We start from the raw sequence: 13,356 nt of genomic DNA, 5'->3' as shown, positions 1-13,356 counted from the left end.
GACCGCTGAAGGCATTCTACTGGCCGTGAGGTACTGCCAAGCGCGAGGTCTCGATGTTCTTAGGCGACTTCCGGAAAAGCGCATACCCACTTTCGTGGTGACATTGCATCCGTTCGTGGTGAGTCCTGAGCGAAGCCGAAGGGTCGAACCATGAACGGATGCAATGTCAGCCTCGGAGCGCGATTTCCGCCCGTCCTTCGACAAGCTCAGGACGAACGGAAATCGGTAAAGTCATTCCCGTAAATTACCTTAAACGTCCTGTGCATGTTGTACCCATGTGGAGCAAAGCGCTCGGACGCGCAGTTGAAACGATTTGGCCAGGGATCAACGAAGTGCAGATCACGGCGGCAAGGACGGGTCAGTATGCTGGACTCGATCCAGCCCGCTTTGGCCCCGATACCACTCGGGTCTTTGAAGGCAGAGCCAAGACAGAAAACGGCTGGCGTGACGTGCGTGTGCAAGTCACCTTTCCAGAATGGGCACAAGTGACCGCTTACCGCATGGTCAATTGGTGTCCGTTCTCCAAAACCGTCTTCTGGTGAGAAACCTATGCCTGTATGGGCGGCGGTGAAGTGCCAACTCTGCGCTTCAATGATTCGTGTGTGAGCCTCCAGCTTGGCGCTAATAGGCCGTTATCTTGTGAAGGTTCAGGTGAGGTGCTGGCTGACGGTGCCTGCTGTTCCTCATCCAAGCATTCCGCTCTCTCCTCATAACCCAAAGAGGTTCTACCATGGAGATTCCCTCCTCGACGACCGGACTCGCCACGCTCGCGACATCCCTGTCACAAAGCAAACTGGAAGGCGCCGTCAACGTCGCGGTGCTGAAAAAAGCGATCGATATCCAGGAGCAATCCGCCACCCAGCTTATCCAAAGCATCCCCAGTCCAACCCAGGGCTTACCCGCGAACGTCGGCACACAACTCAACGTCACGGCGTGAAATCGACGACGCTGTTCTTCATCGCTGAATTGGACAGATTCACCTCCCTACCAGCGTCAGCGCGCCCTGCAAAGGAACGACACGCTGCATTCAGGCCAGCCCAGCCCAGCCCAGCAGATAAGGCGATTTCCGGAAAAGCGCATACCACTTGCGTGGTGACATTGCATCCGTTCGTGGTGAGTCCTGAGCCCGTCGAAGGGTCGAACCATGAACGGATGCAATGTCGGCCTCGGAGCGCGATTTTCCGGTCATCCCATTCGACAAGCTCATGACAGGCTTCGACCCTTCGACAAGCCTGTCCTGAGCGAAGCCAAAGGACTCAGGACTCAGGACGAACGGAAAATCGGTAAAGTCTTTCGCGAAAATCACCTAAAACGTCACTGAAGCGGCGGTCAGGATCCCGGCATCGCCGCCGCACCAGCCAGCTCAAGTGTCGCTAGATCGCCTAACACCGCCTGGATTTCGACCAGGGTTGGCGGGCGCGTGGAGGCGGGGGCGTCGTGGCGCCCAAGACAGGTCAGGCGCATCAGGTTAGGATCCTGGCGCGCGTCGAGCCAGAAGTGATAGCCGAACCGGACCATCTGCGAGCCCCCGCTGTCGCCCTGGCTTGCCAACTGGAACCGGACCTGGCCGTCCGCACCGGAAGGGCGATCCACGCTGGACACCAGGGCCATGTAATCCTGGACGCGCGTGATCCCGTACCGCCCAGCCTGAATCGTCTGGCGCTGGTCTGGATCGAGGCGTCTGACCTCGATCACGCAGCTCGTGCCCGTGGTTGTCGCGCGGCCCGCGGCGAGGTAGGCGCGGGTGCGTCCGGGGGGGATCTGGATCGGCTGATGCAGCCGCAGCGCGCTCCCTGACGGGATCTCCACCCACTCCCCCGGAACGGACTCGCGGACGAGCGTGTGACAGGCGCCGAGGAGCAGGGCCGTCAGGCAGATGGTGGTGTAGCGGAACAAGGAGCGCGAGATCATCTTGCCCTCCGACGTGGCGGTTGATGCAAAGATCGAAGATGGTGGCGGACATCGGGCCTGCAACGTGTCAAGACACTGGCAGAAGAACGTCCCAAATGGCAACGGCAGGTACGAATCCCAGCACACCGATTCGAAAAGCGGACAACTGACAACTCTATTCCGTCGGCAACCGTTCGCCCACCTGGATCAGTGCCAGGGTGATGTTGTCGTTACCGCCGCGTTCATTGGCGATGCGGATCAGTGCGTCGGCAGCCGAATCGAGCGAGTTTTCCTTCACGGACATCAGGATTTGACGCATCCAGTCGTCCGAAATCATGCCGGTCAAGCCATCGGTACAGAAGAGAAAGAGGTCGCCCGCGTTCAGTTCGACGACATCGGAGGCAATCTCCACGACGGGGGAGGAGCCCAGGGCGCGCGTCAGGATATTTTCGCCGATGCCATAGCGCTTGGCATCCTCGCGCGACGCGAAAAACCCTTGGTCGACGACCTCCTGGATAAACGAATGGTCGCGCGAGAGCTGCTCGAAGTACCCTTCGCGCAACCGATAGATGCGCGAATCGCCGACATGGGCAAGCACCAGCCAATCCCAGCCAATGGAACCGACGACCACGGTGGTACCCATTCCGGCCAGATCGCGCTCTCCCTTTGCGTGCCTCCAGATCGTGATATTGGCCTCAGCGACCGCTGCCTCGACGAACAGAAGCGCCTTTTCCGCATCGTCGCGCGGCATGGCCTGGCGGCGGAAGCGATCAGCGATGGTCTCGGTCGCCAGACGACTGGCCACGTCACCGGCACGGGCACCGCCGACCCCATCGGCGACGACAACCAGACCCCATGCGGAGTCGACCAGAACCGCGTCCTCGTTTCGTTTGCGCACGCGCCCCTGGTCGGTACGCCAGGCGAAGGCGAGGCGAAAGGCGGAGATCGGCGAACGTGCCATGCAGATCAATGGCTAACGGCGAATCCGATCGATCCGGGCTGGCGCGATCAACTCCCCGCCCCGCCATTGAGTTCGGCCGCGAGTCGTTTGGGCTCCACGTAGCCGGGGATCAGATCGCCTTTCTCGGTCAGAATGGCGGGCGTGCCGCGCAACCCGAGATCGGCGCCCAGCGCCATGTGCGCGTCGATCGGATTATCGCAGGTCTTGGCCTCGATCGTTTTCCCGGCCTTGGCATCGGTCATGGCCTGACGGCGCGCGGCATCGTCGCCAGCGCACCAGACGGAAACCGCCTCGTCGTAAGCCGGGCTGCCCTTGCCGGCGCGCGGGAAGAACAGATAGCGGACACGGATGCCTTCCTTGCCATAGGCATCGATCTGACTGTGCAGCTTGCGGCAATACCCGCACTCGATGTCGGTAAAGACGGTGATGGTGTGCTTGGCGTCCGCCGCGCCGAAGGTCACCATCTGACTCTCGCCAATCCCATCGATCAGAAGCTTGCGCGCCTCGGCCAGGCGCGGCTCGGTCAGATCCTCGCGGGTCTTGAGGTCGACGATATGGCCATTGACGAAATAACGCCCATCGCCGGTCACGTACATCAAATCGGTGCCCACCATGACCTCATACAGACCCTTGATCGGAGCCGGTTCGATATGGCTGATCTTGATTCCGGGCACGGTCTTTTCCAGGGTGTCGCGAATGGTCTGCTCGGGCGAGGCGGCAAGGGCGCCAGTGGCGAGCGTCAGGGACGCCACGGCAAAGGCAAAATCACGGAATCTTCTCATGGCGATGGGATCTCTAATCTCTGAAGTTGGTGAACTGTACGGGCAAGCCCCAGTCTTCCTCGCGCAGATGCGCAATGGCCTCCTGAAGATCGTCGCGTTTCTTCCCGGTGACACGCACCTGGTCGCCCTGAATCTGCGCCTGAACCTTGAGCTTGCCTGATTTGATGGCCTTCACCATGCGTTTGGCGGTGTCGGTGTCGACCCCCTGCTTGAGCGCGACCTCCTGACGGGCGGCATTCAGGGTGGACACCGGCTCCGCGGGATCCAGGCAGGCGAGATCGATTTTTCGTTTGACCAGCTTCTGACGCAGGATATCCATCATCTGCTGAAGGTGAAATTCCTGCTCTCCGGTCATCAGAATCTTGCCGTCCGTCAGCGTGAAACTGGCGTCGACGCCCTTGAAATCGAACCGGGTTCCAATCTCGCGATTGGCCTGATCGACGGCGTTACGGACTTCCTGAAGATCGATTTCTGAAACGACATCGAATGATGGCATGAAGATCACTCTGGGCGCGGTTTAACTGGGACTAAAGATACCAAATATCGCCGCTCGGCCTGGAATTTTCGCCTCGGCCCCCAGCAAGTCTCAGTTTGGCGTCGCCCGCCCTCGTAGGAGCCCGCTTGCGGGCGACGTGACCTTTGTGACCCTGTCCACCCGTCGCCCGCAAGCGGGCTCCTACGTCAACATGAGAATGGCGGCTCAACCTCGGGGATGATGGCGCGCATGCAACTGCTTGAGCCGCTCCCGTGCCACATGGGTATAGATCTGCGTGGTTGAAAGGTCGCTATGACCGAGCAGCATCTGCACGACCCGCAGATCGGCGCCATGATTGAGCAGATGGGTGGCGAAGGCATGGCGCAGGGTATGCGGAGACAGCGGTTTGACCACACCGGCGAGGATCGCGTAACGCTTGATCAGAAGCCAGAACGCCTGGCGCGTCATGCAGTCGCTGCGGGAGGTCGGAAACAGATACTCGCTGACACGCCCCCCGAGCAGATCCAGGCGCGGTCCCCGCGCATAGTCTTTCAGCCACTCGCAAGCATCCTCGCCCAAGGGCACCAAGCGCTCCTTGCCGCCCTTGCCGACGATGCGCACGACGCCCTGCGTCAGACTGACCTGACTTGGCGTCAGGGTGACCAACTCGGTGACGCGCAATCCGCTGGCGTAGAGCACCTCCAGCATGGTGCGATCACGATGCCCGCGGGTATCCTGCGTATCCGGTGCGCCCAGCAGCGCCTCGACCTCGGACTCGCTCAGACTCTTGGGCAGCGGGCGGCCCAGTTTCGGCGCCTCCACGCGGGCGCTCGGATCTTCGCGGATCAGACCCAGGCGCAGAAGATATTGATAGAACTGTCGCAGACAGGAGACCAGGCGCGCCGTCGAGCGGGGTTTGCGTCCCTGCTGGGAGAGCAGCGCCAGATAGTCCAGCAGATCCGAGCGGGCGGCGGCGGCCAGGCCATGGCCGCGTTCTGCCGCGATCCAGTTAGCGAAGGCGCGCAGATCGGACTGATAGGCCGCGAGCGTGTTCGCGCTCAGGCCCCGCTCGATCCAGAGCGCGTCCGCGAAACCCTCGATGACTGTCCGCTCGTCCTGGATCATGATTGGCAGTGGTCAGTGGTCAGTGGTCAGTGGTCAGTGGTCAGTGGTCAGTGGTCAGTGGTCAGTGGTCAGTGGTCAGTGGTCAGTGGTCAGTGGTCAGTGGTCAGTGGTCAGCAATTGTGAAGCCAGGGCGCAGGGCGTACCACAAATTGTATCCGTGTGGGACGATCGCCGCCCCGCCACTGTTCCAGGGCTCGGATCGATGCGCTCAACGCGAATGTCGCGCGGCATCGCCGTCGGGGCAAATTCATTCGTCTCTGCATTCAGGATGCGCACTCCGCCACGCCCTCATGATGCAGTAACCAGCGCTTGATGGCGAGCCGACGTCCGCTGGTGTCGCCCGCGAATCCACCCAATCCCCGCGCCGCGACCACGCGGTGACAGGGTACGACGATGGGACAGGGGTTCGCGCGACAAGCCTGGCCCACCGCGCGGGCGGCGGTGCCAAGCGCGCGGGCGATTTCGCCATAGGTTCGGGTCTCGCCAGCCGGGATGGCACGCAGCAACGCCCAGACACGGTGCTGGAATAGGGTTCCGGCAAGCGCGAGCGGCAGGTCGAAGCCGACTCCCCGGCGACCGAAATAATCCGTCAATTGACGCATGATCGTCGCGCGCATGTCTTCGCCGCTGGCCTCTTGCGCCATGCTGTCCTCCGAGCGTTCGCGGCCCGCAAGATCCAGGCACGATCCGGGTGTGGCGGTTGCGTCGTCGCGCCGCGAGAGGAGCGGATCCAGGTCAACCCCGGTCAAGGCGTCGGCGCTCCAGCGGAGACCGATTAAACCGAAGGGAGTCGTCATCAGTGCGTGTGGCATGAGAACACCTTATAGGCAACGGCATGGATCAAAGACACGTAAAGACCGGGTCGCGCGACGATTTAGCCAACGCTGACGCAGCCGGCCAGCAATTCTGTGGATAAGTCTGTGGGCGATTGTCGGACAAGCGCGGCAGGTTCTTCATTTCAACGGCTTACATAACCAACGATTTATTTTAACCCGTTATTTAAAAAATCAAAAACAAGGGCTTACAGAACCGCTCCGAGGATAGAGAGGAAGCCTTCAACCGCATTCCGCCACGGATATCAGCCTGCGTTCGATGTGCACAAGTGGCCGCGACGGGGCGAAAAACGCCCTCGCTTCGCACCGTCAGCCTGGACGGAACCAGTCCTTGCCCTGCTTCGGCTCACTTCGATTCCGCTCGGGGCAGGCCGCTCGGCACAGGGAGCGAAGCCGAAGGGATTCGCGCGACTGCCAGCCGCCACCGCCCCGGTCTAACAGATGCGCCGAATCATGTCCGTTGCCGGTGGCGGCTTCGCGCCGTGTGACAATGCCCAAGCCGAGAACCCGCCGGCTCCGAGGCCCGACGCGACCCTTATCGCACGGATGTCCCCAACCGCTGGCCGAGCGCCGAACACTCAAGTTCGACAGGCTGCTAAACTAAATCAACGGTATCGTCCGGGGCAAAACTTGTCAGCGCGGTTCAGCGGAACCGGCGGCGCACCGAATGATTTCGAGCACATGCATCCTTCGAGTCCCGGTCTTTCATCCTAAGCGACAATCCCGCGTATCGTGCGAGGCTTCGAGCCGGTTGCTCGAGACCACTCCGAAGACCTCGCTATTTATAGAGGCATCGTCATGGATCGCAACGGCCCCGGAGCCTATTTCGACGAGATTCCGATTTGTCTTTACGCGATTGACCCCGACGGTCGACCAATCGTGATCGATCTGGCGGATTTTTCCATGATCGGCGCCGACTGCGAAGCCCGCATTGACCGGCTCCCCCACCTCAAGCTTTTGCCGCTGAGGGACAGCCACAAGTTGGCCGAGGCGTTTTCCGGCCAGCCCCCCCCCAAGCCCGCGCGCGTCACCTGAACTCTCCCAACTCAAGAGCCATCCCGCCTGCTGTCTCGCCCATTGTCCGAACGCGCAAGTTGAAACCGAACACCTGCGCGGGCTTACGTGCAAGCTTGCTCGGCGGAGCAGACAAGCCGCGGCTGATTTCCAGCACAGGATTCGCGTCCAAAATGTCCTTGCGCGCTGCAACCGCCGCATTGCGCGCGCGCTCGATGAGCGGGCGCTTCTCGACACCTTCTGTGTCGAGTTGGCCGAATCGGGCGGCTACGGATTCGTCTGGGTCGGCTACGCGGGCGGCCGGGACAGCGCTCGGATCCGACTCGTCGCCTGTGCCGGAGGATCCGGATCCGCTGTCGCCGCCACGCTTCGCGGCCCGGACGAATCCGGTGAGCGCAAGCGTGTCTGGCAGCGCGTCCGCGAGACCTGCGCGCCAGTCGTGCTGCCCCATCCATCAACCCATGGCGACAGCCAGGCGTCCTGGTCGGAGGCGGCCCCGGACCTGCGGCTAGGCTACCGCTCGGCGATCATTTTGCCGCTCTCCGCAGAAGGAGTGTACTTCGGCTACCTTAGCGTATTATCCGATCGATCGGATGCGTTCGATGGATTTGAGTCGGCATTGCTCGCCGAGCTTGCCCAAGACCTCGCATTCGGCATCCGAACCCTGCGCGAGCGTGCCGCCACGGTTCGGGCGATCCAACGACTGCGCGAGGAGACCGAGCGCGAGGTTCAAAGCCGACTCGCCATGACTCTACATGACGGTATCGGTCAAACGCTTCAGGCTCTGAACATGGATCTCAAGCAGATCCGGGCGAACGCGGAAGACATCCAGCCAATCATCAAGGGGCAGTTAGACCGGCTGGTCGCCGAGTCCGATGAGGCGTTGCGCGATCTGCGCGCCGTCAATAGCGAGCTGCATCCATCGTTCCTGGATTGGCTGCCCCTTCCCGATGCCGTGCGGCACCATTGCAGCGAGTCCGCCGAACGCACCGACACCGCCATCCACTTCCATGCCGACGGGACTGATTGCGTCCTGGACCAGCAGACCAGAGTGCAATGCTTCCTCGCTTTCCGTGAGGCATTGAGCAACGCCCTGCGTCACGCGCATGCCAGCCGGATCGAAGTGCATCTTCGCGTCCGCCCACGCGATCGATTCACCCTTGCCGTCGTCGACAACGGAGTTGGCATCAAGTCCCTCGGAACGGGCGCGCGCGGAAGCGGGCTTGGATTGAGCATTATCCGCGATCGGGCCGCCGCCCTGCGGGGCCGGGCCGATGTTCGCAGCCGAATTGGGCGGGGAACACTGGTGCGGATTTGCTTCCCGGTGTCCGACGGACGGTGCCAATGTCCTTAAGCGTCATCCTCGCCGACGATCACCCCATTGTCCTCCAGGGGCTTGCCGCACTGTTTCGTGATGTGCCTGACATCGCCCTGGTCGGCCAGGCGACCGACGGTGAGAACGCCTGGCGGTTGATCGAAACCTATAAACCCGAGGTCGCCATCCTGGACCTTTCCATGCCTGGAGCCACCGGCATTGAACTCGCCGCTCGGATCGAATCCGCGGCGATCGGCACCCAGGTCGTGCTATTGACCATGTACGAAAACCCTTTCATCGCGCTTGATGCCGAGCGCGCTGGCGTGGCGGGCTATGTCCTCAAAGACAGCGCATTCGAGGAACTGCTCCTGGCTGTGCGTATCGTCGCCGCTGGCGGAACCTTCATGAGTGCTGCCGTACAGGCGAAATTGCGTGCGCTTCGACGCAACGGGCGGGAGCCCACCCCGCTTTCCGCCAGGGAACGAGAAGTGGTCAAGCTCATATCCCATGGATTGAGCAGCAAAGAGATCGCACGCGCGCTCCGCATCAGTCCTGGCACCGTTGAGACCTACCGCAAGCGGCTCATGCAGAAGCTCGGGCTGCATTCCGCAAGCGAAGTCGTTCGCAAGGCGATGGAAGAGGGCTTGATCTGAGCTGTTCGCGGGATTGCATCAGGGCAATCGCATCAAGCGCTGCTAACATTAGCGGGTACCGATGTATCAGCGTCGCCCTTCCTCTGAGGCGACTCGAAGAGCAATTTCGACAGGTAGGACTCGTCCCAACCGGCTTTCAAGCGTTTGTTCTGGATGCCGAGCTTGGTGCCGTCATTCTTGAGGCGCGAGAGGGCGAGGTGACGCAGGACGGCAAGATTCTCGCGCGCCACCGGATCGCGGACACGGCACTCATCCTCACGAAAGGCGATATCGAGATTCCAATGCAACCCGTTTTCGATGCCCCAGTGACCGCGTACTGCGTGGGCAAAGCGCGCGGCGCTGGTGCCGATGCTGCCAATGAAATAGCGGGTCTCGACCGAGACCTTGCCGGCGACCTCACGGCGCGATTCAACCATGCCGATCATGTTCATTGCCTCCCACGAGGCGCTGTGCGGCACGCCGGAAAGATCGCCCAAGGTTTGGTAGCGACGGGTTTCGAGACGACCATGCCCTCGCTCGACGGTTTCGAGGAATGCCGAATCGACACCGGCGTAGCCTCTGGCGTCGGCGTCGATGAACGCCTCCTCGACCTCGGCGGCCAGCGTTTCCTGGTTGCCTTTGAGCGCGAGCACATAGTCCCCTCCCTGGTGGATGATCTGCGCGGCAATCTTGGTCTGGCAGCCCATGGCGTCGATGGTGACGATGCAGCCCTCCAGCTTCAGCCACTCCAGCAGACGTGGAATGGCCGTGATCTCATTGGATTTGGCGTCGGTGGCGACCTGTCCGAGCACCACCCGATTGGCCGTCGCCCAGGCACTGACCAGGTGCAACGCCGCCAAGCCCTTGCCGCGGCTGTGGGAGCGGCGCAGGGTCTTGCCATCGACGGCAATGATCTCTTCGGGGATCAGTTCGGCCACCGACGCGCTCCATTGGCGAAAGCAGGCGGCAAACTGTGCGGGATCGATGAGCGCAAACACCCGCCCGAAGGTGTCGTGCGACGGAATGCCCGCGGGCAGTTTCAGAAACGTGCGCAGCCACGCCTCCTTGGCCTGTCCGAACGTCTCGACACCCACCCAACCGTCGGCGCCACTGAAGGACGCCGCGATGGTGATCACGATCATCTCACTTAAGAGGTGCCGTCGTTGGATCGCGCTGCGCGGCTCGTCCAGCGGGGCAAAATGGTGCGCAATCGATCGCTCCACACTCAAGTCGCACATCGGCGAGATCTCCCCAAGATTCTAAAGACTCAAATCATTGGGGCCGCAGTACGGATTGTCTAACAGTATGCGCTAATGCGTTGATGCGATTGCCCTGGGGATTGCATCGTGACGGATGGACACATCAATGAACAGAACCGACCAAGCATGACGTTTTGATAATGGTGTAACGGATTCAATTCCAGTCTAGTACAGATCCGCGCCTGCGCTGCCCCATGTTTCGGGGACAGCGCCGTATACCGGTAGCAGTATACCTGCGGCCGCATCATTGCCTTAATCTTTGCCATGCTCGCTCGGGAAACTTGCCGTCTACCCGGATCGGCAGATAATAAAAGAGCGAAGCCATGAGGTCATTGGCGCCACGCAATCACGCGATGAAGACCTGACCTCCAACCCTTTGACCCTAGTCCCTTGCACTCAGAGGAGATCATACTATGGTCGATTTGGTTAAACTGGAACAATGGGTGAAAGATCATCCAGAGGGAGCCGCAGAGCCGTTCATGAATATAACGACTCAGCGGAAAATCACTCTTAATACTGTCTACAAGGAGCTCAAGCAAGAAAAAGAAACCGGGGTCGCCATAGTCGATGAAGATCTACTAGCGATTGTTCGAGATCTTGACGACTGGCTACAGGAGGTGTGAGATGGCCGTTGACATCCTCATTATCCGAAACAAGGCCGATGCGGCAACCATTGGAACGCACGCCATTGGCGATGGCCTGAAATCCCATCTAGAGAGCAAAGGCTTCTCCGTAACCGACCTGAGTGACGAACAGGCCAGTCCGGAGAATGTAAACCTTTGGCTGTCCTCGAACCCGATACAGACCAAAAAGCTCGTTGTCGCCTTGGATCACGGAAGTTGCACGGCCTTCTACGGAGAAAAGAATGGCGAAGTCACGGCGGTCATCACGCAGTCGAATTGTGAAGACCTGACCAAACAACTCCACGTTTACACCTTCGCCTGCTTGACCAACGGCGACAACTGTGTCGGACAGACCGCGATTTCGAAAGGGTGTTATTCGTGGCTTGGGTACGTTGTCAGGGCAATCGCATCAACGCATTAGCGCATACTGTTAGACAATCCGTACTGCGGCCCCAATGATTTGAGTCTTTAGAATCTTGGGGAGATCTCGCCGATGTGCGACTTGAGTGTGGAGCGATCGATTGCGCACCATTTTGCCCCGCTGGACGAGCCGCGCAGCGCGATCCAACGACGGCACCTCTTAAGTGAGATGATCGTGATCACCATCGCGGCGTCCTTCAGTGGCGCCGACGGTTGGGTGGGTGTCGAGACGTTCGGACAGGCCAAGGAGGCGTGGCTGCGCACGTTTCTGAAACTGCCCGCGGGCATTCCGTCGCACGACACCTTCGGGCGGGTGTTTGCGCTCATCGATCCCGCACAGTTTGCCGCCTGCTTTCGCCAATGGAGCGCGTCGGTGGCCGAACTGATCCCCGAAGAGATCATTGCCGTCGATGGCAAGACCCTGCGCCGCTCCCACAGCCGCGGCAAGGGCTTGGCGGCGTTGCACCTGGTCAGTGCCTGGGCGACGGCCAATCGGGTGGTGCTCGGACAGGTCGCCACCGACGCCAAATCCAATGAGATCACGGCCATTCCACGTCTGCTGGAGTGGCTGAAGCTGGAGGGCTGCATCGTCACCATCGACGCCATGGGCTGCCAGACCAAGATTGCCGCGCAGATCATCCACCAGGGAGGGGACTATGTGCTCGCGCTCAAAGGCAACCAGGAAACGCTGGCCGCCGAGGTCGAGGAGGCGTTCATCGACGCCGACGCCAGAGGCTACGCCGGTGTCGATTCGGCATTCCTCGAAACCGTCGAGCGAGGGCATGGTCGTCTCGAAACCCGTCGCTACCAAACCTTGGGCGATCTTTCCGGCGTGCCGCACAGCGCCTCGTGGGAGGCAATGAACATGATCGGCATGGTTGAATCGCGCCGTGAGGTCGCCGGCAAGGTCTCGGTCGAGACCCGCTATTTCATTGGCAGCATCGGCACCAGCGCCGCGCGCTTTGCCCACGCAGTACGCGGTCACTGGGGCATCGAAAACGGGTTGCATTGGAATCTCGATATCGCCTTTCGTGAGGATGAGTGCCGTGTCCGCGATCCGGTGGCGCGCGAGAATCTTGCCGTCCTGCGTCACCTCGCCCTCTCGCGCCTCAAGAATGACGGCACCAAGCTCGGCATCCAGAACAAACGCTTGAAAGCCGGTTGGGACGAGTCCTACCTGTCGAAATTGCTCTTCGAGTCGCCTCAGAGGAAGGGCGACGCTGATACATCGGTACCCGCTAATGTTAGCAGCGCTTGATGCGATTGCCCTGGGTTGGAAGCGGCTGTGGCCAGATCACGACACTCAGGTCGTGAGTCAGCTATCGCAATTGGTATCTGCAAAAGCCAAGAATCATCCTGTGACCTTCCTGGAAGATGATGGCCGCGTCAAGACCATTTACGCTTAGGAGGACAGAATCATGGCATGGCTGTATGACAAGAAGATCGACGGCCTCTATTCCTATGGTCCTCAAAACCGCAACTCATGGATTCACGTTGTCGGCTTGGGGTGGAAGCTTCTGTGGGGGGATCACGACTGTCAATCGGAGGCAATGACCATCATGCTCTCCCACGCCCGATCGGAAAACCGCAATGTCAATTTGGAAGAGGAAAACGGCACGATCAAGACGCTGTATGTCTGGTAAACACTGGGAGGTCAAGACGTGACTAAATCAACTTTGCAACCGCCAAGGGACGTATCGGCTGCAGAAAGCATCGGGAGCGTAATCGCACCTGGCATGCAGCCCCCAGTGACCGAGTCGGGCGTTCTCGAGACGGGCGAATTGGTGGAACCGAATCTGGAGCCGCCGACGGTCGGTACTGATGACGAAGGAACCGTCGCTGTCAGCGATGTTGGACACGACGAGGCATTGAATGCCCCAGAGTTTTCCCCTGCTGAAGTCGGCATCGTCGAACACGTAACACAAGTCATGGTTCCGCCGGAGGAAACCCCGCCATCGGCGTGAGTGCCCATGCAGCCGGTGCGCTTCGGCGAAGCGCACCGGATTCCGTAAAGGCTTTTTATAAAC

17 protein-coding genes and 1 pseudogene are annotated in these 13,356 nt (G+C 60.5%); 11 read left to right on the top strand and 7 right to left on the bottom strand.

Annotation, left to right across the window (positions count from 1 at the left end; genetic code table 11):
- The first annotated feature begins 275 nt into the window (after positions 1-275).
- Both THIVI_RS24005 and THIVI_RS18065 read left to right on the top strand, forming a co-directional pair.
- Positions 276-542, top strand: coding sequence for a hypothetical protein (locus THIVI_RS24005; RefSeq protein ID WP_157174502.1), 267 nt, complete (start codon positions 276-278; stop codon positions 540-542).
- Positions 543-730: 188 nt separating this feature from the next.
- A complete protein-coding gene (locus tag THIVI_RS18065) occupies positions 731-937 on the top strand; it encodes a YjfB family protein (RefSeq protein ID WP_014779968.1) in 207 nt (68 codons plus the stop codon).
- A gap of 392 nt (positions 938-1,329) precedes the next feature.
- On the opposite strand, the gene THIVI_RS18060 is transcribed toward THIVI_RS18065, so the two are convergent.
- From THIVI_RS18060 to THIVI_RS18035, 6 genes are all read right to left on the bottom strand, one after another.
- Positions 1,330-1,911, bottom strand: coding sequence for a hypothetical protein (locus THIVI_RS18060; protein WP_014779967.1), 582 nt, complete (start codon positions 1,909-1,911; stop codon positions 1,330-1,332).
- A gap of 154 nt (positions 1,912-2,065) precedes the next feature.
- Positions 2,066-2,851: a protein phosphatase 2C domain-containing protein gene (locus THIVI_RS18055; RefSeq protein ID WP_014779966.1), complete on the bottom strand. Its 786-nt coding sequence runs from the start codon at positions 2,849-2,851 to the stop codon at positions 2,066-2,068.
- 47 nt (positions 2,852-2,898) lie between these two features.
- On the bottom strand, positions 2,899-3,633 hold the full coding sequence (locus THIVI_RS18050; RefSeq protein WP_014779965.1) for a DsbC family protein: 735 nt from the start codon (positions 3,631-3,633) through the stop codon (positions 2,899-2,901).
- Positions 3,634-3,646: 13 nt separating this feature from the next.
- Complete coding sequence (locus THIVI_RS18045; protein ID WP_014779964.1) at positions 3,647-4,129, bottom strand: YajQ family cyclic di-GMP-binding protein; 483 nt, start codon at positions 4,127-4,129, stop codon at positions 3,647-3,649.
- A 204-nt stretch (positions 4,130-4,333) separates the two neighbouring features.
- On the bottom strand, positions 4,334-5,233 hold the full coding sequence (gene xerD / locus THIVI_RS18040) for a site-specific tyrosine recombinase XerD (RefSeq protein WP_014779963.1): 900 nt from the start codon (positions 5,231-5,233) through the stop codon (positions 4,334-4,336).
- Positions 5,234-5,496: 263 nt separating this feature from the next.
- Positions 5,497-6,045: a methylated-DNA--[protein]-cysteine S-methyltransferase gene (locus tag THIVI_RS18035; RefSeq protein ID WP_014779962.1), complete on the bottom strand. Its 549-nt coding sequence runs from the start codon at positions 6,043-6,045 to the stop codon at positions 5,497-5,499.
- 819 nt (positions 6,046-6,864) lie between these two features.
- Between THIVI_RS18035 and THIVI_RS18030 the strand changes: the two genes are divergently transcribed.
- From THIVI_RS18030 to THIVI_RS18015, 4 genes and pseudogenes are all read left to right on the top strand, one after another.
- Positions 6,865-7,101 carry a hypothetical protein gene (locus tag THIVI_RS18030; protein WP_014779961.1) on the top strand — a complete coding sequence of 79 codons (237 nt, stop codon included), beginning with the start codon at positions 6,865-6,867 and terminating at the stop codon, positions 7,099-7,101.
- 229 nt (positions 7,102-7,330) lie between these two features.
- Positions 7,331-7,678: pseudogene (locus tag THIVI_RS26350) on the top strand (hypothetical protein); the annotation flags it as partial.
- A gap of 21 nt (positions 7,679-7,699) precedes the next feature.
- Positions 7,700-8,434 (top strand): sensor histidine kinase, encoded by a 735-nt coding sequence (locus tag THIVI_RS18020; protein WP_041447086.1) that lies wholly within the window; start codon positions 7,700-7,702, stop codon positions 8,432-8,434.
- Positions 8,425-9,048, top strand: coding sequence for a response regulator (locus THIVI_RS18015; protein ID WP_014779959.1), 624 nt, complete (start codon positions 8,425-8,427; stop codon positions 9,046-9,048). The genes THIVI_RS18020 and THIVI_RS18015 overlap by 10 nt, the downstream gene beginning before the upstream one ends.
- A 32-nt stretch (positions 9,049-9,080) precedes the next feature.
- On the opposite strand, the gene THIVI_RS18010 is transcribed toward THIVI_RS18015, so the two are convergent.
- The gene (locus THIVI_RS18010) at positions 9,081-10,265 is read right to left on the bottom strand and encodes an ISAs1 family transposase (RefSeq protein ID WP_014776993.1); all 1,185 of its coding nucleotides are present in this window, start codon (positions 10,263-10,265) and stop codon (positions 9,081-9,083) included.
- A 434-nt stretch (positions 10,266-10,699) separates the two neighbouring features.
- Here THIVI_RS18010 and THIVI_RS18005 point away from each other — a divergent pair, with 434 nt between their 5' ends.
- The 5 genes from THIVI_RS18005 (at position 10,700) to THIVI_RS24875 (ending at position 13,293) form a co-directional block, all read left to right on the top strand.
- The gene (locus THIVI_RS18005) at positions 10,700-10,909 is read left to right on the top strand and encodes a hypothetical protein (RefSeq protein WP_014779958.1); all 210 of its coding nucleotides are present in this window, start codon (positions 10,700-10,702) and stop codon (positions 10,907-10,909) included.
- Position 10,910: 1 nt separating this feature from the next.
- Complete coding sequence (locus THIVI_RS18000; protein WP_014779957.1) at positions 10,911-11,330, top strand: hypothetical protein; 420 nt, start codon at positions 10,911-10,913, stop codon at positions 11,328-11,330.
- A gap of 72 nt (positions 11,331-11,402) precedes the next feature.
- Positions 11,403-12,587: an ISAs1 family transposase gene (locus tag THIVI_RS17995; RefSeq protein WP_014776993.1), complete on the top strand. Its 1,185-nt coding sequence runs from the start codon at positions 11,403-11,405 to the stop codon at positions 12,585-12,587.
- Positions 12,588-12,747: 160 nt separating this feature from the next.
- Entirely contained in the window at positions 12,748-12,972 is a 225-nt protein-coding gene (locus THIVI_RS17990) for a hypothetical protein (protein ID WP_014779956.1), read from the top strand.
- An 18-nt stretch (positions 12,973-12,990) separates the two neighbouring features.
- On the top strand, positions 12,991-13,293 hold the full coding sequence (locus THIVI_RS24875; protein WP_157174501.1) for a hypothetical protein: 303 nt from the start codon (positions 12,991-12,993) through the stop codon (positions 13,291-13,293).
- Positions 13,294-13,356: the final 63 nt, after the last annotated feature.

Origin of the sequence: Thiocystis violascens DSM 198, assembly GCF_000227745.2 — a bacterium.
GTDB classification, from domain to species: Bacteria; Pseudomonadota; Gammaproteobacteria; order Chromatiales; family Chromatiaceae; genus Chromatium; species Chromatium violascens.
This window is presented reverse-complemented; position numbering and strand designations above follow the sequence as displayed.